Below are 24749 nucleotides of genomic sequence, written 5' to 3' on the forward strand. Positions count from 1 at the left end.
GGAACTGACTCATCCTGAAGCACCACCTGCAGTATGTGTAAGAGCGAAGGGTCGATCGTTATCAGTGGCAGATGAACGGCCCCGAGGTTCCTCTAGCATGAGCAGTTTTCCCTCTGGCCGCGTTATCTTGCACGTCTCCTGCACTTTGTAAAAACCCTCCGGTCTGCCTGATTGCATCCTGAATGGCCTTTCGACGCGCTTCGCTGGTCTCAGTTTTAAGCATCCCCTTTAGATGATCCGACAGGTTTTTTGCACTGACTTCAGCGTCATCATCAATCAGTGCTAACAGGGCTTCTCCAATGACAATGTTAACGTTCTCTTCTTCAATTCTGAACATATTAACCTTCCTGTTTCTGGTGATAAAAGTCCATTCTGGCGGACAAGTGGCACTACAATGGAGCGGTATTTCTTTTATGTTTGAATTTTAATCTACACCCTAACTCCCGAAACTTATAATCAAAAATGGCCCTGAATGTATCCGGATATGATGTTGAGTCGACAAGGGGCTGGGCCTCATTAACAGATGATGGCATCGTAAACAGAAAGATACTGGTTGGCTGTAATCCACTAATCAGCCTTAAACCCTCAGGTGATAACATTGTCCTGCCATGAAATTGCTATTATGGCATTACGTAGCAGGCCGCAGAGATATATCAGTAAAGGGTGAAAACCGAGTGTCCGAAAAAGCTGCCTCAGGCGATTGGTTCCCCTTTTACATTGTACAGAGCGCTCTTTGCGGAGAACGCCATTAGCCTGGTTATTCTCACAAAGGTATGAAAGAGCAAGCGGCTAATCTCCACCTCCGAAAATTTTTTGTTCAGTCCACGATCAGAGTTTTGAATTGTCCGGTTTCACGCTACGGCCAGAATAACAGTCCTGATTAAGACTATTCCTGGGGTGGAACCTGATGGCAGTACCTTCCGGACAGGCCGGTAAACGTGCCGGCATCATTGCCTGCACTGTGATGCTGGCAGGCTGTGTGAATGCAGCCGCGACAGACAACGCATCGGTGTATTCCCGCAGCCGCACACCGGCCCGATTTGATGATATCTATCGCAACCGCTCGCCTGAGGTGGTGCGCTACGATCGCTATACCCTGGTCAGCACCCGCCCTGCCGATGCGCAGCTGGACCCGCTGAATCAGGTTGTCGATATCACTATGCCGGCGCAGCTGGTCAGTACGGTCGGTGAAGGATTCCGCTATCTGCTGCTGGAGTCAGGCTATTCACTGTGTTCAGCAACGACCGCTGCATTTTCTGAACTTTTAAGCCGCCCGCTGCCCGCCGTTCAGCGCACCATCGGCCCGCTGAAGCTCAGCGAAGCGCTTCAGGTTGTCGCGGGTCCCGCCTGGCGTCTGAAGGTGGACGAAGTAAACCGTGAAGTCTGCTTCGAGTTGCGCGACCAGTACCGCAGTTTTTCAGCGCCGGCTGCCAGCCTTCCGGCTATTCGCCCTGCGGTCAGCGCCCCGGTCACCAGGCCATACGCAGCTCCGGTTGTGCAGGCTAAAGCCGTATCAGTTCAGACTCCTGCATCCGGGCTTGCCAGAAACCCTTTCACCGGTGATGTGGTCACGCCCTCAGGACTTAAACCGCAGAGCCTCAGCGTTCCCTCGCCGGTACTGCAGCAGAGTCAGTCGTCAGTAACCTCAGGCAGTTTACCGGCCTCTTCACAGAAGCCGGCTTCTTTAGCTTCAGCGGGAACCGCAGCTGCTGCGCACACCACCGCGCAACAGAATCACGCCGTCATTACGCCTGCAGCCGTCAAAACCAAAACTGCCCCCCTGACTACAGTGAATGCCACGCCGAAAGCGTCTTCAGTCGTGCATCAGCAGCCGTCCACGGCTGTCACGCCGGCACCCGCTGCGGACAGCCGCATCGTACCCACTTATTCGACGGGTACACCGGTAACGCCGGCTGCCACGGGGCAGACCTGGCGGGCTGAGCCGGGCACCACGCTTAAAGAAGCGCTTATCGCCTGGACGGCAAAAGCGCCCTGCGCCAGTGGCGGCAACTGGGTCCTGATCTGGCCCGTCACGCTGGATTACCGCATCGATGCCCCCCTGGTGTTTCACGGCAATTTCGAGTCGGTTCTGGTGCAGGTGTTTGACCTGTACCGCCACGCTGAAAAGCCGTTGTTTGCCGAAGCAAACCGCATTCAGTGCCTGGTGTCCGTCAGCGACACACCCACGCCCGGAGGGCGCTGAAATGGGTTTTGCCATGCCGGTTATCGCGCTGGCCATGTTCTTCTGGCTGATGGCCAGTGACGCCCAGCGTCGTAACTCTGACGTTGTCACGCAGTCAGTGACCGTGGCCGCGCCCGCCCGGCTTGCCACCGACATGCTGCGAACGGCTGATGCGGTAAACGACTGGCGGCATGGCCGCTCAGTGGGTGACGGCCCCGTTTCGCCGGCGGCGACCGGTATGATGCCGCCCCCTGATGAGCGGATTCAGAGTGTCATTCAGAACGGCAGGCTGTGGGTCTGGGTCGCTGACACGCCGGGGGTTTATGCCGCGCTCCGTAATCAGTCGACATCCTCTGCGCTGGCGCTGACCGTTTCGGGAGGCCGTCTGCGCATGTATGACGGCACCGACATGAATCTTTCCCTTCCGTCCGGCGTGACGGAGGGGAGCATTGTTTACCTTAACTGAGGAGCAGCGGATGTCGCGCACCCCATTAAAAATGACGCTGCTGGCCATGGCCGTGCTGCTCTCTGCGTGCTCGGTCAGAGACGTGGCCACCATTGAAAAAGACAACAATACGCAGGGCGACACGGCGCAGCGGATACTGCAAAGCCGCCTGGATATGTCGCAGCCGGCTGTCGTGTGGGCGGACAAGCCCTGGGTGAACCTGAAACCCATTCAGTCAGCTATCGCGGCGCCGGACGACGTCAGAATGCCACCCTGTCCGGTGTATTTTAACAGTCCCGAAGGGCTGACGCTGCCGCAGATAGCCAGCCGCATTAATGCCCTCTGTGGCTTCCGGGTTTACATCTCGCCGGAGGTGTCCGCTGCGCTGCTGCAGTCCGCCGGTGGCAGCGTCGTCACGTCACAGATGAGCGGCCGCCTCCCGGCACCGGACGACAACGGTCGGGTGCCGCTGTCACAGATGGGTATGCCGGCGCAGCCCGCTGTCATGTCAACGTCTGAACCTGTCCTGTTCCAGGGAACGCGATTTCAGGGCGATGCGCAGGAAGCCCTGAACATTGCCGCCAGTACGCTGGGCCTTTCCGTTCGCCGCACAACGGGGCGTGTGGATTTCTTTATTCAGGACACGCGCACCTTTCAGCTCGCCATACTCAATACCAAAGTCGACAGCTCCGCGTCTATCACCTCCGGGGCGGGTGCTCAGCTGGGCAACCAGAGCGGAACAGGCGGCACCAAAGGCGACGTCAGTTCGAATCAGAAAACCAACTACGGCATGAACAGCGACCTCTATAACGATATCCGCAAAACGGTCGAGCAGATACTCACGCCAAAAAGCGGCCGCTACTGGCTGTCTGACGCCACCGGCACGCTCAGCGTGACTGACACGCCTGACGTACTGGACAGGGTCGGCCGTTACATTGATTACCAGAATCAGGTCCTGCACCGTCAGGTACAGCTGACACTGCAGATAGTCCGTTTCACCCAGACCAAAAACGTCGACAGGGGGCTGGACTGGGGGCTGGTTGCCAAAACGGTTTCCGGCCTGGGCGCGAGTATCGGCAGCACCTTTACCGGTGCCCCGGCCAATGCGGGGAGCTTTGGTCTGTCCATCCTGAACAGCGTAACCGGCGGGGCTGAGAAATTTTCCGGCTCACAACTCATGATCAGAGCGCTTGAGCAGCAGGGTACGGTCACGATGGCCCTTAACCAGACCGACCCGACGGCTAACCTGACACCGGTGGCCTACCAGTTATCCAACAATACCGGGATGCTAAACAGCTCAAGCTCCACGGCGGTGGCCAACGTAGGGGTGACGTCCAGTCAGAGCGTATCCAGTATTACCACCGGCCTCTTCATTACCATGCTGCCTTTTGTGCAGGCAAATGGCGATATCCAGCTGCAGTTCGCCTACAGCTACACCACGCCGCCCGATATCAAGAGTTTTATCAGCAAGGACGGCAATACCCGTAACGACGTCGCCAATACCGCAACCGAAGGACTTGCGCGCAAGGTCAACCTGCGAGCGGGTCAGACGCTGGTACTTACCGGCTCAGATCAACAGAACGCATCCTCAGACAAGCAGGGCACCTTTTCGCCTGAAAATTATCTTCTGGGCGGCGGTCAGAGCGGCGCGAAGAGCCGTTCCACGCTCATCATTATGATTACGCCGGTTTTGCTGGGACAATAACGATGAAAATCAAAAAGAAAGTGTCAATTCATCTCAGCTCCGGCGTAACGGTCAGAGACAGAAAAAACCGCCGCGAATGGGTGGCCGGGATGGAGTGGGAGGAGGCACAGTCCGGTATTCAGTGGCTTCGCCACGGCAGCCGTGCTGCGGACACGCACTACCGGATTCAGGGAGCTCGTCCGCATGCTCTGGTGGGGTATGTTTCTCCGGGCCGGACCCGTAGCGGCCTGTACTCTCTGGCTCTGGCGTTTCAGCTAAAAGAAAGCGGCAATGCCTGGGGCATATACCGGCTGAGCCGTGAGCATGACAGCTGGGTGCTTCTTGCCATAAACAATGGACACCTCTCGGTCATGGGCGACTTCACCGGCACCCGGGCTGATGCAGAGTCCGCCGCCAGAAACTTCCTGCATTTCAACGAAAACGAATCGGGTGAGTTCCGCTGCGTTGCAGCAGCTGATGAGGATACTGATGTACTGTCTGTTACCTCAGGCCTCACAGGCGCTCAGCTCAAACGCTGCCGTCTCCGCCGTCGCCTGAGCCCGGCGGAAGTCGCACTGCCCTCACTGTTACTGATCGTGTTGCTGTATGCCGGCTGGTATGCAAAAGACACCCTCAGCGAACGGGCCAGACAGGCCGCCGATGAAGCCGCATTCCGCGCAAGGATGGCCATGACGCCGGCAAAACCTGTGCTGCCTGCCTCAGCACCGCATCCCTGGGCGCATCAGTTGCCGGTGCCTGTGATGCTCAGCTTCTGCTGGCTGACGCGTGAACCGCTGTACGCCTCTGTTGCCGGCTGGCGCGTTTCAGATGCGGAATGCATTCCGAAGGGCATACGCCTGCGCTATACCGCCATGCCGGGCGCCACGGTGAGTGATTTTGCCAGACGCGTCAAGGAGTTGTTTGGCCTCGATGCGGTCTTTAACCTTCAGGAAGGCGGCAAAAACGGGGATGTGTTTATCCCTGCCAGGGTTAGCCCTGCGCAGTTTGAAGACGAAAAGCTGCCGGGTACTGATGTGCTTCTGATGCGCTTCATCTCTCATCTGCAGCGGCGAAACATTGATGTGAAGTTTGATGAAGTAAAGCCGCCAGTTCTCGCACCCGGGCAGGAAATGAAAACAGCACCGCAGGACTGGCGGGAATTCACCTTCATCATCAACTCCCGCCTGCAGCCTGAGCTGCTGTTTCAGGGGCTGGATGCGACGGGGATTCGTCTGACGAGCGTGGCCATCACTATGAACGAGCAGGCGAAGTTCAATTACACCATTAAGGGGAGCGTTTATGCGCAGAAATAGCCCTGCCGTTATCTGTCTGCTGCTGTCATGGACGCTGATGCATCACGCTCAGGCAGCAGACAGCGGTTCTCTTCCGCCCAACGTCACCCTGGGTGAGCTGGAATCCGCTCAGGCGCAAAACCTGCTGCTTGAGCAGAGGGTACAGACGGCGCGACTGCAGCAGCAGTTGCGGGAGAGTCAGACGCCCGTCGCGTCTGCGCCAGCGCTGTCAGCCGTCGTTCCGCCGCTCTCCTCTTACCCGCAAGCCGGGCAGATGCCGCCATCATCTGCACAGGTGAAAGAGAGCAGCTCATCGAACGCTAAGTCTGCCGGCATCCGGCTGGTCGAGATTTACGGTAAGCCCGGCCAGCTCCGCGCACGCCTCCTGTTGCCGAGCGGCGGTATCGCCGAGGTGGTGAAAGGTGACCAGATCCCCGGCACGGCAAAGCGTGTCACGGCCGTGACCGAAACGCTCGTGCGTCTCAGTGACGACACCGAACTTTCATTCTGAGGTGACCATGAAACCGGCTAAAGAAATTGCTGACTTTGTGTTTGCAGAACAACACCCGACCCAGGGTGTCACGCTGCTGATTGATAAAAACCGCCGTCAGGACCCGGCCATACAGCGCTGGGCCGTGGATATGGCGAAACAGCACCCCGGCGCAAGAACGGAATTCGTTACGCTCAGTGAACTCAGCCAGCGCCGTGAAAGCGCTGTTGCTCAGGGGCTGGTTGTCTCGGAAAACGACCTTGATAAAAAAGACGTCAGCCGTTCCCAGGATAAGGTGCTGAGTTATTTCAGCCTCGCGTATGAACTTAACTCCTCAGATATTCATTTTGAGATTAGCGCCGACCGCAAACTCACCATTATCAGGATGCGCATCCACGGTGAGCTTGAGGTGATTGATGAGCTCACCGATGAAGAAGGAATTACCCTCGTCTCAACGGTATACATTTCCATGTGCGATGTCCGTGAACAGTCTTTTTACATGGGGCGTGAGCAGTCGGGCCGTGTTGACGCGAAGTTTGCCCGTCAGGCCGGGTTATACGGGGCACGTTATGAGCATCGCACCACGCCTGACGGGCTGTTTGTCGTCATGCGTATGATCCCAGATGACAGCAAAAATATGCCAACGCTGCCTCAGCTTGGCTTCCTGCCCGGGCAAATCGGGATTGTAATGCAGATGCTCCGCCTGCCCTCGGGTATGGTGCTTCTGACGGGGCCAACCGGCTCAGGCAAGAGTGCCAGCATGCGCTCGTTCTGTGATCTGTGGATGAAACTGACGGGCGGCAAAAAGCTGCTGCTCACTCTTGAGAACCCGACCGAAGGCCTGATGCCCGGCGCCATTCAGACGCAGGTTATGCCCGATGACAATAGTCCCGAAGCCATCAGCAGGGCGTGGAATAACGGCAATGCCTCTTCGCTCCGACTCGATCCGGATGCGCTGGGAACGGGTGAAATGCGTGACCTCTATTCCATCCTTGCAGCAATTTATGCCTGCGAGACAGGCCACCTTTTTTTCTCAACGCTGCATACCAAAACCCCAATCGGTGCCCTCCGGCGCATGGAGCTCTTCGGCATTGATCGCCGTCTTCTGGCTGACCCTTCCCTCATCGTCGGGCTGATAGGTCAGCGACTGGTGCCCCTGCTCTGCGAGAGATGCAAAATTTCCTGGTCCGATAAAATGCCTGAGCTCAACACGGAGGCCCGTGAGCGACTGAAGAAATACTGCAACGTTGTAGGCGTCTGCACGCCACAGCAGCTTTTCTTTCGTAACCCTGAAGGTTGTGAGTGCTGCAGAAAGGTCGTTCCGTTCAACGGCCGGATTGTCAGTAAAGGTGTTACAGGGCGTGCCGCAGTGGCAGAGGTCATGCGCACTGATGCCCGATTGATGAAAATCTGGCTGTCAGACGGGCCTGATGCTGCGCGTCTGGACTGGATCAAACGGGGCGGCATCTCACGCCTGATGCACCTGATGCGCTACCTTGCCGAAGGCAGGGTCGATCCGCTGGAAGCTGACCTGATTTGCCCCCTGGATGAAGACGAACACCTGCACAGCGAGGCGTCTCATGTCGCGTAATCTGCGTTTCAGGACAGAGCGGGACATGTCCCTTTTTGAACGATGCCGTTATCACGCCGTGAGACTGACCTTCACCGGCGCACACCGTCAGGTGTTTTACGAGAACATGCGTTTTCTGCTGGAAAACCGCAAGCCGCTGGATATTTCCCTGAAAATGATTGGCGATGTACACACCAGTTTTGGTGAGAAGTGGCATCCCTATCGGGAACTGATCGAAGACTGTCTCGAAGGGCTCAGCGATAACACCCCGGGGCGGTCGCTCAGCGACGTGCTGGCCATATGGGTGCCTTACGAAGAAGCCGCGCTAATCACTGCGGGAATACGGACAGGGAGGATTCCTGTTTCCCTGTTACAGGCAGACAAACTCATCAGAGCCCGACAGCGCATCCTTAATCAGGTGGTTTTTGCTTCGGTCTATCCGCTGGTACTGGTTGTACTGGGCGGGGGGCTGCTGGGCGTCAATAACCTCGCGCTTGTTCCGATGCTGAGTAACATTACCGACCCGGCAGGCTGGACGGGGGCTCTGGGCTTCATGAAAGATCTTTCGGACTGGACCGCTCAGTGGGGGCCTGCAACAGCATGTTCCGCTGCCGCTTTGTTTGTCGCCAGCCTGTGGTCCCTTCCCAGGTGGCGCGGCAGCCTGCGCCGCATCGCCGATAACTTTCTGCCCTGGTCTTTGTATAAAGACCTTCAGGGGGCGGTGTTTCTGATGAACACCGGTGCGCTTCTGGGTGCCGGGGTCCCTGAGCTTGAGGCACTGGAGCTTCTCAACGGTTTTGCTCCCCCATGGCTGCAGGAACGCATTGAGGCCGCCATGGACGCCATGAGCGAGGGGCATTCTCTCGGCATGGCGCTGCGTGAGAGCGGCTATGACTTCCCCAGTCGTGAGGCTGTTAACTACCTGTCACTGCTTGATGACGGCAAGGGGTCAGCCGAAATGATCAGCAACTATGCCGACCGCTGGCTTGAACAGACACTGAAACGTGTGGCCCGCAGGGCCAATACGACCAAATTTTTTTCAATGCTCATGATTCTGGGGTTCTTTGCACTCATCATTCTGATGGTCATGCAACTTCAGGATACAGGCTCTTTTAACCTTCGCTGAGGACATGCCATGTCTGTTTCAAATAATACCGTAAAAATTCACCCTGACCGGGGCTGGGGTTTTAGTGAACAGGGCTATATCGCCTTGGGTTATCTCCTTGTTATTACCATTGTGGTAATCGCCGGCTGGAAACTTTTGCACAAAAAAGACACCGCCGTTGAGGTTACCAGCCTGCAGACCATGCTGAGCAACGGCGTGGCCCTTAAAGGACGTAACGGATACGATTATTCCAGCGGTGCCTCCATGACAGGCACCCTTATCAAAAGAGATCTCGCACCCTCCGGTTATACCGTTCACGGCACGCCATCGTCTGGTACTGCCTCCCTGACAAACAGTTACGGTGGTCAGGTCGTCATCGCCCCGGTTGCGGTCAATGGTTACAACAACGCCTTTTCAGTGACAACCCAGAGCCTCCCGCAGTCAGCCTGTATTGATGTTGCATCCGGTATGAACTCATCGGGCACCTCCAACACGCTGACTATCAACAGCACGGATTTCAGCGATGGTGCCAGCTCTGAGACAATCGCACAGGCCTGTACCGCAGACAGCGGACGCACCGGCAATAACACGATTGTCGTGACCCATAACGGCTGATGTGATGTCTCGCCCGGTACTGATTGTGATGATGTTTATGACGCTGTTTTGTGCCCGCGCGCAGGCATTCTGCTTTGACGCAGCGGGTGCTAAATACCATATTGATCCGCTTCTGATTAAAGCGATCGCGACGGGCGAGAGCAGCCTCCGCCCGGGCGTTACCAACATCAATCATGACCCTAAAACCGGGCGGGCTGTGAGCACGGATTACGGACTGATGCAGGTGAACTCTTCGCATATTCCGTCGCTTGTGGCCCAGGGCTTTATCAGCAGTCCGCAGGATCTGCTGACGAAACCCTGCCTCAACGTGCAGATAGGCACCTGGATTCTGGCCTCGCATTTTCAGGTCTGTGGCATCAGCTGGAACTGCCTGGGGTCGTACAACGCCGGGTTCCGTAAAGACCGGCATGAAACCCGCGAGTCCTACGCCAACCGCGTTTATGCCATTTATAAGAAACTGCTGTTAAAAGAGCGGGGAATAAAACTGTGACAATGCTGACCCTGAGTATGCCCTGGCAGTTTACTGCCGCGCTGTTTCCTGTGTTTCTTTTATTGCTGAGCCTTATCGCCACACACGTCCGTAAAAGCATCGGCCTGTATTACCTCCCCCGTAACCGGGGTGAACAAGAGGTCACCGCCGCTGCCGTCTGCTGGCTGTTTGCAGCGGCTGCCACGGTGGTCATGCTCTCTCCGCTTTCACAGCGACTGCCGGCGTTTTTTTTCATCCTGTTTCTCTTCAGGCTGACGCTGACAGATGCCCTGACGGGGTTGCTGCCGCGACACATGACCGTCAGTTGTCTGCTGGCTGGGCTGGCGGCTTCACTATGGAAGCCCGTCAGTGAAGGTTCCGGCGCCGCGTTGTCTGTCCTGGCGGGTCACGCAGTTGCCTGCCTGGCCGTCCTCGTCATAGTCGGTGCCTTACGGCAGTTCAGTATTATGCGCGACGGCAGAGAAAACCCTGCGCTGGGCGACGTGTTGCTGGCTGGCGCTGTCACCGGCTGGCTTGGATTTTCAGACGGCTGCTGGGCGATCGGAACAGGTGTTGTCATGTTTACACTCTGGCAGGCGCCGAAACGCCACACGGGCGAAGGCGGTCCGCTGGGGCCATGGCTGTCAGCGGGCGCCGTGACAGTGACCCTGATTCAGCTCTATCAACCCATTGTGGTCTGGTGAATAACATGCCTGCTCAAAAATCTCACGATCGTGGCTGGGCCATAGTCAGCACAGGGATTGCGCTTATGGTTGTGCTTTATATGTCCGTCTGGGGCGGTTCGCTGGTACGCGACTGGAATGAGAGACAAAACTGGCTCAGGAGCGCCACCCAGGCATCCCGGTTCACGCAGGCCGTGAAAAGCTACACGGGTCGCTACTACGATACGCTGTTGTCGACCGCGCCCGTCACGGTGACGCCGGCCATGCTGAAAAACACGGGTTTTCTGGAGCCGGGATTTACCGAAAACAACGACTACGGCCAGCTCTATCTTGCCTCTGTGGTGCGTAATCCGTCGCAGAATAACCAGCTACAGGCGCTGGTTTACACGCAGAACGGGAATCCGCTGCCCTTTATGGCCATGGATCAGATTGCCGTCAGTATTAACGCGGGGATGGGCGGCTACATCGATACAGCGGGCACCGTCACTGGCGCCCGGGGCGGCTGGTCGGCACCTCTTCAGACGTTTAACGCCAGCACCACGCCCGGCCATATTGCGGCGCTTCTGACTACGGACGACCTGGGCGCATCCCGTGCCGAAAGCGATCGGTTGTACCGGTTTGCGGTAAACGGCAAACCGGACCTCAACACCATGCATACCAGTATCGATATGGGCGGAAATGACCTGAACAATACGGGCAATGTGAACGCGGCAAACGGCAATTTCAGCAGCAACGTCACGGCGAACGGCACCGTAACGGGTCAGGACGTTAACGCACGCGGCAACATGTCTGCCGGCAGCAGCATCACGGCGAACGGCGATATTCGCAGTAACAGTGGCTGGCTCATCACCCGCGACGGTAAAGGCTGGCTGGATGAAGCGCACGGTGGCGGTTTTTACATGTCGGATAACGACTGGGTTCGCGCCGTTAACGATAAGAGCATATACACCGGCGGCCAGCTTCAGGGCGGAACGGTCAGGTCAAACGGCCGGCTCTCCACTGGGGATGTCCTTCAGCTTGACGGGGTAAACAGTCCCGGTGCGGGATGCGGGCCAAACGGTCTGGTCAGCCGCGACTGGAGTGGAGGCATACTCTCCTGCAAAGATGGTAAATGGGTGGGTATGAAATCAACCGGCCAGTATGCTGACCTGGGTTATATCACGGGGCAGTATAATGGCTATAACGGTCAGCCTTATACCATAACCGTTTATGCTACAGGCGGCTCCCCGACTGTCCACAGAGAAGTGGGGGATGGTGGTGACTGCACTAACACTTACGATCTTACTGGCTACTCCGGAGGTAAGTATGTTGCGCAGGCGCACGATAATAATCCGGGCTGGGCAAAAATGGGGTTTATCAGTTTTGAGGTGCCGGCTAATACCAGCTTCAGCATCGTTTCCAACCCCTTACCTGAATACGGATGTTCACCGGGCGCCTTCAGCGGCTTCATTTACCAGTGATGTCTGTATACAGAACGGGCGTGCAATAAAAGACCGCCCTCTGGCGGTCTGCGTTTCATACTGCTGACCGGGACACCCGGGGTTGCTCTTCTCTGATGTGTTCGTCAGGTGTTTCTGCCGTGTCGGCTATACCTGAATGGCCGGTATAGCCGCTGCGGTGCCAGGGCAGAGGCTTTACATGCGGAATGTCTCTGGCCATCGCGGTAAAGGTGACGAACATACACAGAGCTGCAAAACGGAATCCCGCTTTCATGTGTCTTCCTCCTCGCTGTTGAACAACCGGAGCTATCCTGCAAAAAATTCCGTAAAGCTGCGTCAGTCAGATTTAAATCTCCTGAGTAGCCTGTAACGGATTCATAAATCTTTGAAAGCGGCTGATGAGTTAATCATCGCCAGTGCTGCGTTAATTTTGCACCTTATGGCCGTTCTGCTGTGCAGCCATAAGGAATTCACCGATGTCACTTTCCCATGCCTCACCTGATGAACTGGTTGCGCCCGTATCGGGGGCCTGCGTCACAACAGATGAGTCCGTTGTTTCTTCGCCAGCATCTGAAAAAAGGCCGCCCGACATACGGCGACGGTTGCGTCAGGGTTGTGCTGCCATTGTGGTTATCGCTCTCCTCGGCACCCTGACGGCATCATCGTTACTGCTTGTGCGCGTGTCGAACCTGACTATCCGGGTTAACACCCTGGATGCCGCTTTCCGCAGCGGCGAGATTGGCCAGTTGTCTTCGAACGTTACCATCATGCAGGAAAAGCTGAAAACGCTGGAAAAACAGGTGTCAGCGCTTGCGCCGGTGCAGGACAAAGTCACCTCGATGTCGACTGAACAGCTGAAACTCAGCACCCGTGTGAATCAGCTCAGCGATGCGAGCCTCTCCGATCAGCAGTCTGTTGAACAACTGCAGCAACAGCTGGGTCAGTTACGTCAGGAGGTTCAGACGTCGGCCTCAGCCATCGATGCGTTGAAACAACAGGCCGTGGCCACGCAAAAAGCCCCTGAGCCCGAAAATGCAAAGCCGCAGCCGTCTCAGAGGGCAGTGTCCTCGCCAAAAAAGGCTAAACGGTCAGTCCGGCACGTGGTGATGCCGGCTGCACCGTTTGAGCTGACCGGCATCGAACGTCGCGGCGGCCAGACCTTCGCCGTCGTCATTCCCCGTGGCGTCACCGTGATTTCCTCAATGCGCCTTCTCTCACCCGGGGACGGCTTTATGGGCTGGACCCTGCGTGAGCTTGAGGGCAACGCGGCGCTGTTCAGCGTCAACGGCAATGCCGTTCGTCTTCAGGTTCAGTAAAAGGACAACTCATGAAAAAAACACTGACCGCAGTTCTCATATTACTGCCGCTCTGGGCGCTGGCATCCACAGCGCAGACGCCTGCAGTTAACAGCCGTGTGGCACCGCTTCAGGAAAACACCTCTTCCAGTCTGAGCACTCAGCAGCAGGCCCAGCAGTGGGGGTTATCTGACAGCGACTGGAGCCGTTATCAGACGCTGATGAAGGGTGAGCGCGGGATCATGTCACCGGGTCTGGACCCGCTTACGGCGCTCGGTGTGGAAACCGATAACAGCGCGGAACGCCGGCGTCTGGCTGAGTTATGGGTAAAACACGAATATCAGCGAACCGAGAAGGAGCTCGCTTTTCAGCGTGACGTTAACGCGGCCTGGCTTCGCCTCTATCCGGAAACGCTGGCGGTAAACATGGGCGCCAACGCGGCCGGCATTGCGCACGACACGCAGGGTCGCCTGGCGCTGTTCCTTAAGGAGGACTGCTCACGCTGTGATGCGCGCCTTGCCGCCGTTCTGGCTGATAACCGCCCCGTAGACCTGTATCTGGTAGGCATCGACAGCGATGACGGCCTGCGTGCCTGGGCCGTTAAGCACAACATTCCGGTAGAAAAAGTCCGCAGTCGTCAGATAACGCTTAATCACGACAATGGCCTGTGGTTCAGGTACGGCATGGGGCAGATGCCGGTCATTCTGCAGCAGGGGGAGACCGGATGGCAGGTTGCGGCGTACTGAAAAAAGCGGCCGTAGTGGTCTGCCTTGTCAGCTGCGCCTGCAGTGCGGCTGACAGCCGCCAGGTCATTCCGGATGCCTACCGGCAGATAGCGGCAGCAGAACGCGTGCCGGCGGAGTCGCTGTATTCGCTGGCTATGGCAGAGAGCACCCGCAAAACCGCATGGGGTACAAAACCCTGGCCGTGGACCATCAACGTAGCCGGCCGGGGTTATCACTATGAAACGCGTGAAGCGGCCTTTACCGCGCTGCTGGGGTTCATGCAGCGCTGGCCACTGAAGAACATCGATGTCGGCGTGGCTCAGGTCAACCTGGGCTGGAACGGGCATTTTTTTCCGACTTACCGCGACGCCTTTGACCCGTATCTCAACCTCCGTGCCGCCGCCCGCATACTCCGGGCCTGTTACGAAGCGCGTCCCGGCAGCTGGTTAAACGCGGCTGGCTGTTATCACCATCCTGCCGGCGGTAAAGAAGCGCAGACCTACATCGCCATCGTCCGCCGCAAGCTTGGCCAGATTGCCCCGGTGTCATCCGGTGCACAGTCTGTCACGCCGGTCGAGCTCGCCAGTAACACCCTTGCCTGGATCGAACCGAAATGATGAAACGCAACTGCTTTATCCGGAATGCTCTGTTCAGCGCGTGCCTGCTCTCCGTCGTCACGGGGGCCAGCGCGGCGCTGGTTGTGGTTGGTGACCTGGGTGGTGAGCCCACAGCGCCGTACTTTGATGCCATTAACGCTGACAAAGATGCTGTTGCCGGTGCACCCTCCGTGCCTGCAGCACCGCCAGAGTCGCTGTCCATATCCGACATGCTGCCCGTCAGCACGCCGGAAATGAGCCCGGGGCCAGTAACCCCTCAGCCGCTTGAGCTTTCAGGCATGCCGCCGGTGTTTGTTGTGGGCGACGACAGCCTGTCCAGACAGTGGCTTTCACAGCATGCGGCAGCGCTCGGTCAGATGCATGCCACAGGCATGGTCGTGAGCGTGAAAGACACGGCTGCTCTGAGCGCGCTTCGTGCGCTGGCGCCGTCAACTGAAATGGTGCCGGTCAGCGGCGGTGACCTTGCCCGCCGTCTGCACCTGGTCCATTACCCCGTGCTGATTACCGAAAAGGGGCTGTCACAGTGATACCGGTGTCTGTTATTGCGGAGCTGGTAAGGGGACATCCGTTAAAGGTTGCGGTCGCTGTGGCGCTGGCCCTTGTTCTGGTGTGTCTGCTTTCGCCTTTCTGTCTCAGGAGCGCCAGTGCGCGTCGTCACTGCCTTTATCAGAAACGCGCTGCATCAGCACTCTCCCGCCTGCCGCAGCTGCGTGACGATGCTGCCCGCATGGTCTGGCTGCGCAAAATGAATCCCTATGTGTTTGAGGAGATGTTGCTGACGGCATTATCCCGCCAGGGGTTTCGTATCAAACGCAATGCCCGCTACAGCGGAGACGGCGGTATGGACGGTCAGGTCTGGATAGCCGGCCAGCGCTGGCTGATTCAGGCGAAGCGCTACGGCTCCACCATAAACGCACAACACGTTGCCGCCTTCGGCCTGCTGGCCGTTCAGGAACAGTCCCGAGGGCTGTTTATTCATACCGGTCGCACCGGCCTGAGCAGCCATGATGCTTTCAGGCGCTGCCCGTTAGTCATTCTCATCAGCGGCCAGCGCCTGCTTCAGCTGCTTGCCGGCGACCGGCGCTGGCTGGATTTCAGCGACAACGTCCGACAGCTGTCGTCACAGGCCCGCTCTTCGTCCACCTCAACACCTCCGTAAGGAACCCGTCATGCGCCTATTTCTGAAAACTGTGCCAACAGCTGTCAGTAATCTACTTCAGTCTGTGGGGATAAATAACGCACTCTCATTCATCATGAGCTCTTTACTCTGGCTGCTGGTATCGTTGGCCTTTCTCTTCCTTTACCTGCTTAAAATCGTGATTCTGTGGCCCCTGATGTGTTTTACAGCATTGGCGGCCGTCGTAACTACCCTCATTCCGGTTCTCATGCTGACGAATCCGCTGTTTACACCTGATATTGTGACTCACGGGGTGATCAGGGTATTTCACCAGTTAGCTTATATTTGGCTGGCATTCATCCTGCTGAGCTTTATGACCGACGTGCTGCTTTGTTTACGCCAGGAATATAACCGGGAGTTTGGGAGAGCATGTGGCTTTATATATAAAAGTGGCAGAGGCCAGGCATCCGGTAGTGCCTTACCCTTTAAACAGAGGGCAGAGCCGTGAGCGAATTTCTGTCGAAAATTGACGCAAATCCGCCACACTGGGCAGGCGAGCTTATCGAAGCCTGGGATGACACACTGCTTTATCAGTACGCTGGTTTTCTCACACGGCATCACTGGACGGAATCCGGCACGATCAACGTCTTCTGCATCAAAGGCACATCGCATCCGAATTATCAGGGCCTCAGCTGGTCTGAGTTTCTGCACCAGGGCAAACATATGGCCAGTAACCTTGCCCTCATTGAGAGCAATCAGGCTTACTATGAGTGCTACACGTCTTACTATTCTGAGATAGCAGCAAAACAGCCCGCAATGTGTTTTAACAGCTACAACGGCATTGACTGGTATGTTGGCGCAGACGGTAATCACCGTGCCGCCCTGGCACGATTTCTGTTTGACTACCTGGGAAAGTCGTATCTGCACGGTGTGCAACTGAATCATTATGAGTTCAATCTGCCGCTTCTTGACGTGTTTCTCGCCCTCAGGGAAGAGCTGAGTCTGCACACGGCGCAGGGTTTTTTCATGGACCTGAGCGTTAATCGCGTTCACCGCTGCAGAGAGAGTAATCCTGGCTGGAAAACAGACATTTATTCCACCTCTCTTTATTTCAGCACCGGCTCGTGGAGCCGGCGTTATGAGCAAAATCCGGCTGTCAGAGCTGTAAGCGAAGCCCGTGAAATTACTGATCCTGCTGAGGGCATTGAGCTGCTGGTTGCGCTCAGGCTCTGGCGTGAACGACGCATGGCTGAGCGTAAGGGTGTTTTCAGCTGGCTGTCTGGCAGGAGAGATTTATGAGCGATCGCTATGTCATGGAGTCGCTGCTCCGTCCAGCCGTCGAGCTGTATTCAGCAACCGTTGCCGGCAGCGCCACGTTTATCTGCCTGACTGCGCCCTGGTCTGTTGCGCTGGCGCCCTCGGTAAGCTGGGTGACTGCTGCGGGCTTTGGCGTGCTGGCGCTGAAGCGCACTTCTCAGGGATTAAAAATACTGCGCTACCGGCGCAATATACGTCGCCTTTCCCGCTATGCGCTGACCAGTGACCAGATACCGGTGAGCCGCAGGCATCTGTTCCTCGGCAAAGGTTTTCAGTGGTCTCCCCGGCACACGCAGCGGCTGATGGAGGCCCGCCGTCCTGAATGCGAAATCTACGTCCAGCCCTCCGTCATGTACCGCCTGGCACGCGAGCTGGAAAAAAAGATGGAGTACAGCCTGCCGTGGCTGTGCCGGATGACGTCGGCCGACTCTGCCTTAAACCCGTTCCGGCCGCTGCCGCCGGTCGGCGGCAGTTCCGTTTATCACGGGGTCGAGCCTGACGAGGTTAACGTCATGTCTGACCTGGGCGAGCGCGTGGGTCACATGCTGGTCATGGGCACCACCCGCGTCGGTAAAACCCGCCTGGCGGAGCTGCTCATCACGCAGGATATCCGCAGACGCAACGCCGCAGGCGAATTTGAAGTGGTTATTGTTTTTGACCCCAAAGGTGACGCAGACCTGCTGCGGCGTATGTATGCCGAATCGCACCGCGCCGGCCGTCAGGACAACTTCTGGGTGTTCCATCTGGGCTGGCCGGACATCAGCGCCCGATATAACGCAGTCGGTCGTTTCAGCCGTATCTCCGAGGTGGCGTCGCGCGTCGCGGGTCAGCTCTCCGGCGAGGGAAACTCTGCCGCCTTCCGTGAGTTTGCCTGGCGGTTCGTCAACATCATTACCCGTGCGCTGGTTGCCCTTGGCCAGCGTCCGGATTACAGCCTGATCCTGCGTTACGTCACCAACATCGGCGAGTTGTATGAGACCTATGTCGATAATCTGCTGAGCGAAAAGGCTCCAGAGCTGGTCGCTTCGATGCAGGCTAAGATAGCGCTCCCGTTAGCAGACAGAGATCTGCCACGACACCTCCAGGGGCGGGATAACGGCAAGAAAATCTGGGCGTCTGAGCAGGTGCTCGGCAGTCCTGAGGGTAAAAAGCTCTGGGACCCGGTCCTCGATGGCCTGCGCAGTGCTGTGCAGTATGACCGGACGTATTTCGACAAAATCGTGGCCTCGCTGCTGCCGCTGCTGGAAAAACTCACCACGGGCAAGACTGCCGCGCTTCTGGCACCTGATTACAACGATCTCAGCGACCCACGTCCGATACTCGACTGGCACAACATCATCAAGTCACGCGGTGTGGTCTACGTCGGCCTTGATGCACTGTCTGACCCGGTAGTGGCTGCCGCCGTGGGTAACAGCATGTTTGCCGACCTGGTCTCTGAAGGCGGGCACATCTATAAGTTTGGTCTGGGCGATGAGGGAGAAAAAAAAGCTGGTAAGGCCGTCATCAACCTGCACTGCGACGAGTTTAACGAGCTGATGGGGGACGAATTTATTCCGCTCATCAACAAGGGCGGCGGTGCCGGCTTTCAGGTTACGGCCTATACGCAGACGCTTTCCGACATTGAGGCCCGGATCGGGAATGCGGCCAAAGCCAGCCAGGTCATCGGTAACTTTAACTCACTTGTCATGCTCCGGGTTCGCGAAAAAAACACGGCCATGCTGATGACCGACCAGTTACCTGAAGTGGGGGTCTACCAGAAAACCCTGACGTCAGGTGTGACCGACGTCTCCCGCCCGGGTGAAGGCACGGACTTCAACAGTAACGTTAACGATCAGGTGACGCTGGTTAAGGTGCCGATGATAAGTCCGTCTGACATCATCAATCTGCCGAAAGGTCAGGCCTTTGCCCTGCTGGAAGGCGGAAGGTTGTGGAAAATCCGTATGCCGCTGCCGGTCAGCGACGACAACGACCGCTTTATGCCAGCGAGTCTGAAGCAGCTGGCTGACACGATGGAGAAAAACTACCACAGCGGCGAATCCTGGTGGACGGGTGGCGACGCCGGTATCCCGGGAGGCCTTCATGTCCCAGAATGACGGCGGAAATACCCGGCAGAGCGCTCCCGCGAAACACAGACACCCGGGCCCTTTTACGCTGCTGCTGTGGGACATGCCGCTGAGCATCATCGGCATCCTGATTGGTTCGTTGTTCGTCAGCCTGGGTGTTGAATATGCGTGCATGACATTCCTCTGGCCGGACGAGGGCGCGGCGCACAGCTATCAGGTGATGCTGGCCGAAAGCCACTGGCTGTCTTCGGGGTATACCCGAAGCCTGCTGATGGCCACGCCGGTGGAAACCATCACCCGCTGGGTTCAGGCCGCCTGGCACTGGCTGTTTGTGGACAGCGGATTCAGCCACTGGCTGGCCTCTTTCAGGGAAACGAGCCGGAAAGGGAGCGGTCTCATTCCGGCCCTGAACGGCTTTGGCGCATCCCTCATCAGCTGGCTGGGAGAGTATCTGCAGGCCACGCTCTGGGTGACGCTGATTTTCTTTATCCGCGTGATGATCCTGTTTCTCAGTATCCCGCTGTTCGGGCTGGTCATCATCACCGGTATCGTTGAGGGACTGGTCAGGCGTGACCTGCGTCGCTACGGGGCGGGATACGAATCAAGTTTTGTCTATCACCATGCAAAACGCTTCGTTAAGCCTGCACTGTACGGCCCCTGCATGCTGTATCTGGCATGGCCGACAGCGGTCTGGCCAAATCTGTTTTTGCTGCCCTCTGCGCTGCTGGTTGGTGGCGTACTGGCTGTTGTGACGGCGTCGTTCAAAAAGTATCTGTGATGTGTGTGGTTGCGGGGGATGTGCCCGGAGGGCCTGCGCTGCTGCAGGCCTTTTTTTAAGGCTAAAAAGAGGATTCAGAGGTCCATGCCCAGAACTGCGTATTCCGATGATTCCGGTCAGTGATTCCGGCGATTTCGATCGCGCTTCCCGCGCTGGTTATTTCTTACTTTAGTTTTTAACCCGTCTGATCGGTTTGCGCCAGTTTACGCATTGATTCACCTCTCAGCTCAACGCGATGTCCGTTATGCAGAAGCCGGTCCATCAGCGCATCGGCAACCGTCGGGTTACCCACCAGTTTGTACCATTCACTCACCGGTAACTGGCTGATGATTATCGTGCTTCCACGCTGGTATCTGTCTTCCATCACTTCCAGCAGGTCTGAGGACTGCCGGGTGTTCAGTTTCTCAAGGCCCCAGTCATCAAGGATCAGCAGCTCTTTCTTCGATAACTGCAGAAGCTGTTTCTGGTAACTCCCGTCGGCATGCCCGATATTCAGGTCATCAAGCAGTCGCGTCAGTCGGTAGTACGCCACCTGCATATGCTGCTGGCAGGCCTGCTCACCCAGGGCACAGGCAACGTACGTTTTGCCACATCCGGTTGGCCCGGTGATCAGCACATTTTCATGACGGTGAACATAAGCGCCTGTCAGCAGCTGTACCAGCAGCTGCCGGTTCAGCCCCCGTTCCGGGCGGTAGTCAAGTTGTGAAGGCTGCGCATCCAGCCTCAGTTTTGACTGCCTCCGCAGCCGGTTGACCTTCGAGACCTCACGCTGCAGCAGTTCATGCTCCAGCAGGAGCCCCAGACGTTCCTCGAAGCTCAGCGAGGTGTAGGTCATGGGCTGTGACCATTGCAGTTCCAGCGCGTTACTGACGTGCCCCAGCCGCAGGGCCCGTATCTGTTCCAGCAGGTTGTTGTGCATTATTGTTTCCTCAGTGGTAGTACCCGGCACCGCGTACATTGCTGTGCTCTACAGGCGATTCATCCGGCGCTTCGTCTTTCTGCCGGTCCCGGTGGTTGGTCAGCAGATTCAGGATCACCTGCCGCCATGGTCGCTCCAGCAACAGCGCCTGCTGGCAGGCATTCTCCAGCCGGGCATCGCCATATTCACGGCTGAGATTGAGCAGCCCCAGGCAGGTCCGGTAAGCCTGTTCCGGATGCGCGCGATGGTGCAGGTGCCAGGCCACCACGGCGCGGGTGGCACTGCCGATGCTTTCTCCCCAGGACAGCAGCCTGTCCGGGGTCCATCGTTGCTGGCGGTGCGACTCCGGCATATGTTCTGCCTGCGTGGTGAAGCCGCCCTGTTGCTGAGCCCGTGGATGCTGGGCAACCAGTATTCCCCGGTGATAGAGGCGAACAAGTCGGGCACCTGCCTCGATATCGATATGGCTGCCAACCAGCGCGTGAGGGACGGAGTAGGCATGTTTGCCGTACAGCACGTGATAGTCCGGACCGACCTTTGCCCGGCGGATATCAACGTATTCATACCGGTATGGCGGGAGAGCCTTCAGTGCGGGCTTATCCAGTTGCTCGTACTGGCTTTTCCGGCAACCCGGTAACCGACGGAACGGCCGCTCATTGAGATCCTGCAACAGCTCACTGATGGCCAGATTCAGCGCGGCCAGCGTATGGAACACTTCATGGCGCAACCGCATCAGGATCCAGCGCTCCACGACCAGAACGGCATTTTCAACCTTGGGTTTGTCTCTGGGTTTGCGCGGCCGGGCCGGGATCACTGCCGTGTTGTAGTGCCGGGCCAGCTTACGGTAGTTCTCGTTCAGTACTGGTTCATAGCGGTCCGCATGGCTGACCGCCGCTTTCAGATTGTCCGGCACAAGAAGTTGAGGAACGCCGCCGAAGAACTCGAACGCCCTGACATGGGCCATCAGCCAGCTTTCCTGACGCTGGTTTTCACAGGCTTCAACATAGGTGTAGTTCGAGGCACCGAGCGTGGCCACGAAGATCTGCGCCTGCCGGACCTCCCCCGTATCCGGATTGATAACCGGGATCGTCGGCCCGCAGAAGTCGAGGTACAGCTTCTCACCGGCGACATGATGCTGGCGCATGCTGCGCTTTTGTAACTTCAGCCATTCACCATAGAGGCTACAGAACTGGCTGTACCCGTAGGCGTTTTCACCGGCTTCCTGTTGATATTCCTGCCAGAGCAGGATTTTGGTCATCCCTTTACGCTTAAGTTCCTGATGGCACAGCGGGAAGTCCGGCATCCGTTTATGGCTGTCGCTGGCGCGTCCGGTATAGAGCACCGCTTCGAGTTGTGATTCCGTCATTCCTTCCGGCTGGGGCCACGCCAGCTGGCTCCCCCTGAAGCGGGTGACCACATCAGATACGGTGCTACACCCGATATTCAGACAGGCTGAGATGCTCCTGTTTGGCAGGTGACAGTCAAATTTCAGGCGCAGCAGTTCTTTAATTTTACTCATCCGCGTTCTCAGTCTTGCCATGGCGACACGTCTCCGGAAGATGGATTATCAGGAGAAAGTGTTGTCCATTGTTTTCAAAGTGAAAAGCGCGGGATTCCGACGACAGGATCACTGATTCCGACAATCCGATCACGGATTCCGGAGCCAGGATCACGGATTCCGACGGATGGCCAAATCTGGCCGGAACAAATCGGAATCCGTGGTCGGATTAAATCGGAAAGTGCGATCGGGTTACATCGGAATAAATGATCGGTTTGGAGCGGAATATGCACCCGGAGGGCCTGCGCTGCTGCAGGCCTTTTTTTAAGGCTAACCGGAGGGCCTGCGCTGCTGCAGGCCTTTTTTTAAGGCTAAAAAGAGGATTCAGAGGTCCATGCCCAGAACGTGCACCGTAACATCCTGAGTAGCAGTGTTATAGAAATTATCCCTGATAAACGTCATACCCTGTCTTTCATAAAATTTACGTGCACGGGTATTTTCTTTAAGCACCTCAAGCCACAGAAAGTCACTCCCTCTTTCTTTCGCCATCTCAGCCACTTCCTCAAATATGAGTTGACCGTAGTTTTTCCCGGTTGTGCCTTCTGAAAGATAGAGTTTTTTAAGAAGAGTGCCGTGTAAAGGCGTACCGGGAATATTGCACCGCCATATGACTTTAACAAATCCGATCGGAGCCGACGTCTCGACTATATACCAGCCTGCGGAAGGGTCAGCGAGGCTGCTTTCGATGACCTGTGGCGAATACTCCTGATTAAGGAACTCGTTCAGTTCCTCTCTGTGCGTCCAGTACTGCTTAAAATGATGGGTGTATGTACTGACACCCAACTCACTCAGGAGCGAAGCATCAGACTGTCTTGCTTCGCGCAGTATTAAAGCCATTCATTTATTCCTGACAAAGGGTGACTGTTTCGCCTTACTGGAAAAGCCAGCGGCCTGCCCGGGCCGACTCAATCAGCATGCTGACGGTCAGCGGCTTGTGAGGGTCAGGTACGTCTCTCGTTCCTGGCAACTCGGGGTGGAAATAATTTCTGATGTTAAAGCCCTGACTGTGAACATTCCAGCGCTCAAAATACTCCAGCATCAGCGCTTCAGCCGTTTCTAAAGTCAGCTTCAGGTCATCCCGAATTCGGGTTTCTGGCGTAACAGTCAGACGTTCACCCCAGAAGATAAAGCGACGACGGGCATAGTTTTCTTTCACAAAGGCAATGATTTCTTCGCTCAGGCTGTCCATTAAAAATAGGTCCATTGAATGCGGTGTTCCGGCCGCGCAACCCGGTTATAGGTGCTACGGATATCGTTAAAGATGTTGTAGACCGTGGTAAACGTCATTATCCAGCCCAGCCACGGGACATTCCGACCAACGAAAGCCCCCAGATGATTGGTCCAGCTCACGTGCAGTTGACTGATGGTTTTGCCGTTGAGTGTCGGCAGTAACATGCCTTTTGGAAAACGGTAATTCAGCAGGTATCGGGAAGCCAGAGAGGCGACTGACGTGCCTTTGGTTGCGCTTCCGGGTTTTGCACGGGTGGGGATGAGGGGTTGTCCCGCCAGAACCAGTGCCGCGTCGGTCGCCGCGAGTCCGAGATGCTCACTCACCACCTGTACGCCCACAAGCCAGAACAGCTGGACGTGGGTAACGTTGCTATACCCGCCATAGAAATAGGTGCCATTAAGCTCTTCGGTCGTGTCCATTTGCCTTCAGCTCCGGATATGAATGCATTGTTTAATTAATCATCGCCCAGCCGGTGCGGTTTTCGCCAGAAACAATCTGCTTTTATTTTCAGAAATCCATAAAGATTTTACTGCTGTCAGGCGGGCGCTGTTGCGTCACTCTCACCCTCATCTGTTACCCGGGAGAGCCGTACATGCGCCGTTTACCCCCTTTCATTGCACTCCTTGCCTGCGTCATGCCCACTATTGCGTGCCATGCCTCCGAAAAGGATGAGCTCGCGCTCGTTATGCGCCAGCTGGATCAGGTTCAGGCGGGCCTGGACCGCGCCCGCGTGGTGGCAAACCAGAATCAGGACGCCCGTTTTTATTTCGATTATCAGCAGGCAACACGCGATATCGCCACTATGAAGCAGGGCATTTCCACCTACCTCGAACCATCCCGTGCACAGCCCAACTCCAGCGCTACATCGGTCACCGGGCAATACCGTGCACAGGAGCCGGCATGGCGATGAACGGTGCTCAGACCTCCGGCTGGGCGGCTGGCACCGGCAGCACACTCACGCCTGAACAACTGAATGTTCTGATACTGGGCTCTCTGGCCGGCTTTCTGTTGTTGTTTTCTGCATGGTCACTGGTGCAGGCCCACCGGGGAGTCGCGTCTGGAACCGTGACATGGCGGCAGTTTATAGAGACCGCGGTCAGGCTAATCATTCTCTATCTGATAACGCTTTTTCTCTTTTTTCACTGAAAGGACAAA

The 24749-nt window shown here is 56.8% G+C and carries 29 protein-coding genes; 22 read left to right on the plus strand and 7 right to left on the minus strand.

Going from position 1 to position 24749, the window contains the following annotated elements; all coding sequences use genetic code 11:
• Positions 1–61: 61 nt before the first annotated feature.
• The gene (locus NYE92_RS16710; protein ID WP_024472565.1) at positions 62–337 is read right to left on the minus strand and encodes a hypothetical protein; all 276 of its coding nucleotides are present in this window, start codon (positions 335–337) and stop codon (positions 62–64) included.
• A 570-nt stretch (positions 338–907) separates the two neighbouring features.
• Here NYE92_RS16710 and NYE92_RS16715 point away from each other — a divergent pair.
• The 11 genes from NYE92_RS16715 to pilV are packed head-to-tail and all read left to right on the plus strand — an operon-like array spanning position 908 to position 11995.
• On the plus strand, positions 908–2203 hold the full coding sequence (locus tag NYE92_RS16715; protein ID WP_259019192.1) for a TcpQ domain-containing protein: 1296 nt from the start codon (positions 908–910) through the stop codon (positions 2201–2203).
• 1 nt (position 2204) lies between these two features.
• Positions 2205–2648 (plus strand): type IV pilus biogenesis protein PilM, encoded by a 444-nt coding sequence (gene pilM / locus NYE92_RS16720; protein ID WP_259019193.1) that lies wholly within the window; start codon positions 2205–2207, stop codon positions 2646–2648.
• A gap of 10 nt (positions 2649–2658) precedes the next feature.
• Entirely contained in the window at positions 2659–4332 is a 1674-nt protein-coding gene (locus tag NYE92_RS16725) for a PilN family type IVB pilus formation outer membrane protein (RefSeq protein ID WP_259019195.1), read from the plus strand.
• Positions 4333–4334: 2 nt separating this feature from the next.
• On the plus strand, positions 4335–5624 hold the full coding sequence (pilO2, locus tag NYE92_RS16730) for a type 4b pilus protein PilO2 (protein ID WP_259019196.1): 1290 nt from the start codon (positions 4335–4337) through the stop codon (positions 5622–5624).
• Complete coding sequence (pilP, locus tag NYE92_RS16735) at positions 5611–6114, plus strand: type IV pilus biogenesis protein PilP (RefSeq protein WP_259019197.1); 504 nt, start codon at positions 5611–5613, stop codon at positions 6112–6114. Before pilO2 ends, pilP begins: the two co-directional genes overlap by 14 nt.
• A 7-nt stretch (positions 6115–6121) precedes the next feature.
• Positions 6122–7684, plus strand: a complete 1563-nt coding sequence (locus NYE92_RS16740; RefSeq protein WP_259019198.1) for a GspE/PulE family protein — start codon at positions 6122–6124, stop codon at positions 7682–7684.
• The gene (locus tag NYE92_RS16745) at positions 7674–8789 is read left to right on the plus strand and encodes a type II secretion system F family protein (RefSeq protein WP_259019200.1); all 1116 of its coding nucleotides are present in this window, start codon (positions 7674–7676) and stop codon (positions 8787–8789) included. The genes NYE92_RS16740 and NYE92_RS16745 overlap by 11 nt, the downstream gene beginning before the upstream one ends.
• A gap of 9 nt (positions 8790–8798) precedes the next feature.
• A complete protein-coding gene (locus tag NYE92_RS16750) occupies positions 8799–9383 on the plus strand; it encodes a type 4 pilus major pilin (protein ID WP_259019201.1) in 585 nt (194 codons plus the stop codon).
• Positions 9384–9387: 4 nt separating this feature from the next.
• On the plus strand, positions 9388–9873 hold the full coding sequence (locus NYE92_RS16755) for a lytic transglycosylase domain-containing protein (protein WP_105082909.1): 486 nt from the start codon (positions 9388–9390) through the stop codon (positions 9871–9873).
• Positions 9870–10556 carry a potassium transporter TrkH gene (locus NYE92_RS16760; RefSeq protein ID WP_259019202.1) on the plus strand — a complete coding sequence of 229 codons (687 nt, stop codon included), beginning with the start codon at positions 9870–9872 and terminating at the stop codon, positions 10554–10556. Before NYE92_RS16755 ends, NYE92_RS16760 begins: the two co-directional genes overlap by 4 nt.
• A 5-nt stretch (positions 10557–10561) precedes the next feature.
• Positions 10562–11995, plus strand: coding sequence for a shufflon system plasmid conjugative transfer pilus tip adhesin PilV (pilV, locus tag NYE92_RS16765; protein WP_259019203.1), 1434 nt, complete (start codon positions 10562–10564; stop codon positions 11993–11995).
• 55 nt (positions 11996–12050) lie between these two features.
• Here the strand turns inward: pilV and NYE92_RS16770 are convergent, their stop codons facing one another.
• The gene (locus tag NYE92_RS16770; RefSeq protein WP_024472528.1) at positions 12051–12248 is read right to left on the minus strand and encodes a hypothetical protein; all 198 of its coding nucleotides are present in this window, start codon (positions 12246–12248) and stop codon (positions 12051–12053) included.
• Between the two features lie 202 nt (positions 12249–12450).
• On the opposite strand from NYE92_RS16770, the gene NYE92_RS16775 reads away from it, so the two are divergent.
• The 9 genes from NYE92_RS16775 to NYE92_RS16815 are packed head-to-tail and all read left to right on the plus strand — an operon-like array spanning position 12451 to position 19886.
• Complete coding sequence (locus tag NYE92_RS16775; RefSeq protein ID WP_259019204.1) at positions 12451–13290, plus strand: plasmid transfer protein; 840 nt, start codon at positions 12451–12453, stop codon at positions 13288–13290.
• 11 nt (positions 13291–13301) lie between these two features.
• Positions 13302–14015, plus strand: a complete 714-nt coding sequence (locus tag NYE92_RS16780; RefSeq protein ID WP_259019205.1) for a TIGR03759 family integrating conjugative element protein — start codon at positions 13302–13304, stop codon at positions 14013–14015.
• Positions 13994–14611, plus strand: coding sequence for a transglycosylase SLT domain-containing protein (locus NYE92_RS16785; protein ID WP_259019206.1), 618 nt, complete (start codon positions 13994–13996; stop codon positions 14609–14611). Before NYE92_RS16780 ends, NYE92_RS16785 begins: the two co-directional genes overlap by 22 nt.
• Positions 14608–15138 carry an integrating conjugative element protein gene (locus NYE92_RS16790; protein ID WP_259019207.1) on the plus strand — a complete coding sequence of 177 codons (531 nt, stop codon included), beginning with the start codon at positions 14608–14610 and terminating at the stop codon, positions 15136–15138. The genes NYE92_RS16785 and NYE92_RS16790 overlap by 4 nt, the downstream gene beginning before the upstream one ends.
• The gene (locus tag NYE92_RS16795) at positions 15138–15770 is read left to right on the plus strand and encodes a restriction endonuclease (protein ID WP_259019507.1); all 633 of its coding nucleotides are present in this window, start codon (positions 15138–15140) and stop codon (positions 15768–15770) included. Before NYE92_RS16790 ends, NYE92_RS16795 begins: the two co-directional genes overlap by 1 nt.
• A gap of 10 nt (positions 15771–15780) precedes the next feature.
• Complete coding sequence (locus NYE92_RS16800) at positions 15781–16236, plus strand: hypothetical protein (RefSeq protein WP_259019208.1); 456 nt, start codon at positions 15781–15783, stop codon at positions 16234–16236.
• On the plus strand, positions 16233–17027 hold the full coding sequence (locus NYE92_RS16805; RefSeq protein WP_259019209.1) for a hypothetical protein: 795 nt from the start codon (positions 16233–16235) through the stop codon (positions 17025–17027). The genes NYE92_RS16800 and NYE92_RS16805 overlap by 4 nt, the downstream gene beginning before the upstream one ends.
• On the plus strand, positions 17024–19138 hold the full coding sequence (gene traD / locus NYE92_RS16810; RefSeq protein WP_259019210.1) for a type IV conjugative transfer system coupling protein TraD: 2115 nt from the start codon (positions 17024–17026) through the stop codon (positions 19136–19138). Before NYE92_RS16805 ends, traD begins: the two co-directional genes overlap by 4 nt.
• Positions 19125–19886, plus strand: a complete 762-nt coding sequence (locus NYE92_RS16815; RefSeq protein ID WP_259019211.1) for a TIGR03747 family integrating conjugative element membrane protein — start codon at positions 19125–19127, stop codon at positions 19884–19886. The genes traD and NYE92_RS16815 overlap by 14 nt, the downstream gene beginning before the upstream one ends.
• Before the next feature lie 175 nt (positions 19887–20061).
• On the opposite strand, the gene istB is transcribed toward NYE92_RS16815, so the two are convergent.
• The 5 genes from istB to NYE92_RS16840 form a co-directional block, all read right to left on the minus strand.
• On the minus strand, positions 20062–20805 hold the full coding sequence (gene istB / locus NYE92_RS16820) for an IS21-like element helper ATPase IstB (protein WP_191923888.1): 744 nt from the start codon (positions 20803–20805) through the stop codon (positions 20062–20064).
• Positions 20806–20815: 10 nt separating this feature from the next.
• Positions 20816–22345, minus strand: a complete 1530-nt coding sequence (gene istA, locus NYE92_RS16825) for an IS21 family transposase (RefSeq protein WP_259019212.1) — start codon at positions 22343–22345, stop codon at positions 20816–20818.
• A 342-nt stretch (positions 22346–22687) separates the two neighbouring features.
• Positions 22688–23200, minus strand: a complete 513-nt coding sequence (locus NYE92_RS16830) for a GNAT family N-acetyltransferase (protein ID WP_259019213.1) — start codon at positions 23198–23200, stop codon at positions 22688–22690.
• Between the two features lie 34 nt (positions 23201–23234).
• The gene (locus tag NYE92_RS16835) at positions 23235–23552 is read right to left on the minus strand and encodes a DUF1493 family protein (RefSeq protein ID WP_394547362.1); all 318 of its coding nucleotides are present in this window, start codon (positions 23550–23552) and stop codon (positions 23235–23237) included.
• Positions 23552–24013: an STM2901 family protein gene (locus NYE92_RS16840; protein WP_019105577.1), complete on the minus strand. Its 462-nt coding sequence runs from the start codon at positions 24011–24013 to the stop codon at positions 23552–23554. The genes NYE92_RS16835 and NYE92_RS16840 overlap by 1 nt, the downstream gene beginning before the upstream one ends.
• A gap of 173 nt (positions 24014–24186) precedes the next feature.
• Between NYE92_RS16840 and NYE92_RS16845 the strand changes: the two genes are divergently transcribed.
• Both NYE92_RS16845 and NYE92_RS16850 read left to right on the plus strand, forming a co-directional pair.
• Positions 24187–24504 carry an RAQPRD family integrative conjugative element protein gene (locus tag NYE92_RS16845; protein ID WP_259019215.1) on the plus strand — a complete coding sequence of 106 codons (318 nt, stop codon included), beginning with the start codon at positions 24187–24189 and terminating at the stop codon, positions 24502–24504.
• Positions 24495–24740, plus strand: a complete 246-nt coding sequence (locus NYE92_RS16850; RefSeq protein WP_022622201.1) for a TIGR03758 family integrating conjugative element protein — start codon at positions 24495–24497, stop codon at positions 24738–24740. Before NYE92_RS16845 ends, NYE92_RS16850 begins: the two co-directional genes overlap by 10 nt.
• Positions 24741–24749 lie beyond the last annotated feature (9 nt).

It is taken from the genome of Pantoea sp. B566 (assembly GCF_024793925.1).
Classification (GTDB): Bacteria; Pseudomonadota; Gammaproteobacteria; order Enterobacterales; family Enterobacteriaceae; genus Pantoea; species Pantoea ananatis.

Bases quoted from the DNA above. Each gene is read 5' to 3' on its own strand.
- NYE92_RS16740 (WP_259019198.1), top strand. From the start codon at position 6,122: ATGAAACCGGCTAAAGAAATTGCTGACTTTGTGTTTGCAGAACAACAC.
- NYE92_RS16710 (WP_024472565.1), bottom strand. From the start codon at position 337: ATGTTCAGAATTGAAGAAGAGAACGTTAACATTGTCATTGGAGAAGCC.
- NYE92_RS16850 (WP_022622201.1), top strand. From the start codon at position 24,495: ATGGCGATGAACGGTGCTCAGACCTCCGGCTGGGCGGCTGGCACCGGC.
- pilP (WP_259019197.1), top strand. From the start codon at position 5,611: ATGCGCAGAAATAGCCCTGCCGTTATCTGTCTGCTGCTGTCATGGACG.
- NYE92_RS16815 (WP_259019211.1), top strand. From the start codon at position 19,125: ATGTCCCAGAATGACGGCGGAAATACCCGGCAGAGCGCTCCCGCGAAA.
- NYE92_RS16785 (WP_259019206.1), top strand. From the start codon at position 13,994: ATGGCAGGTTGCGGCGTACTGAAAAAAGCGGCCGTAGTGGTCTGCCTT.
- pilO2 (WP_259019196.1), top strand. From the start codon at position 4,335: ATGAAAATCAAAAAGAAAGTGTCAATTCATCTCAGCTCCGGCGTAACG.
- NYE92_RS16750 (WP_259019201.1), top strand. From the start codon at position 8,799: ATGTCTGTTTCAAATAATACCGTAAAAATTCACCCTGACCGGGGCTGG.
- NYE92_RS16840 (WP_019105577.1), bottom strand. From the start codon at position 24,013: ATGGACACGACCGAAGAGCTTAATGGCACCTATTTCTATGGCGGGTAT.
- NYE92_RS16715 (WP_259019192.1), top strand. From the start codon at position 908: ATGGCAGTACCTTCCGGACAGGCCGGTAAACGTGCCGGCATCATTGCC.
- pilV (WP_259019203.1), top strand. From the start codon at position 10,562: ATGCCTGCTCAAAAATCTCACGATCGTGGCTGGGCCATAGTCAGCACA.
- NYE92_RS16745 (WP_259019200.1), top strand. From the start codon at position 7,674: ATGTCGCGTAATCTGCGTTTCAGGACAGAGCGGGACATGTCCCTTTTT.
- NYE92_RS16800 (WP_259019208.1), top strand. From the start codon at position 15,781: ATGCGCCTATTTCTGAAAACTGTGCCAACAGCTGTCAGTAATCTACTT.
- NYE92_RS16770 (WP_024472528.1), bottom strand. From the start codon at position 12,248: ATGAAAGCGGGATTCCGTTTTGCAGCTCTGTGTATGTTCGTCACCTTT.
- NYE92_RS16830 (WP_259019213.1), bottom strand. From the start codon at position 23,200: ATGGCTTTAATACTGCGCGAAGCAAGACAGTCTGATGCTTCGCTCCTG.
- NYE92_RS16835 (WP_394547362.1), bottom strand. From the start codon at position 23,552: ATGGACAGCCTGAGCGAAGAAATCATTGCCTTTGTGAAAGAAAACTAT.
- NYE92_RS16790 (WP_259019207.1), top strand. From the start codon at position 14,608: ATGATGAAACGCAACTGCTTTATCCGGAATGCTCTGTTCAGCGCGTGC.
- NYE92_RS16845 (WP_259019215.1), top strand. From the start codon at position 24,187: ATGCGCCGTTTACCCCCTTTCATTGCACTCCTTGCCTGCGTCATGCCC.
- NYE92_RS16725 (WP_259019195.1), top strand. From the start codon at position 2,659: ATGTCGCGCACCCCATTAAAAATGACGCTGCTGGCCATGGCCGTGCTG.
- traD (WP_259019210.1), top strand. From the start codon at position 17,024: ATGAGCGATCGCTATGTCATGGAGTCGCTGCTCCGTCCAGCCGTCGAG.
- NYE92_RS16780 (WP_259019205.1), top strand. From the start codon at position 13,302: ATGAAAAAAACACTGACCGCAGTTCTCATATTACTGCCGCTCTGGGCG.
- istB (WP_191923888.1), bottom strand. From the start codon at position 20,805: ATGCACAACAACCTGCTGGAACAGATACGGGCCCTGCGGCTGGGGCAC.
- pilM (WP_259019193.1), top strand. From the start codon at position 2,205: ATGGGTTTTGCCATGCCGGTTATCGCGCTGGCCATGTTCTTCTGGCTG.
- NYE92_RS16775 (WP_259019204.1), top strand. From the start codon at position 12,451: ATGTCACTTTCCCATGCCTCACCTGATGAACTGGTTGCGCCCGTATCG.
- istA (WP_259019212.1), bottom strand. From the start codon at position 22,345: ATGGCAAGACTGAGAACGCGGATGAGTAAAATTAAAGAACTGCTGCGC.
- NYE92_RS16755 (WP_105082909.1), top strand. From the start codon at position 9,388: ATGTCTCGCCCGGTACTGATTGTGATGATGTTTATGACGCTGTTTTGT.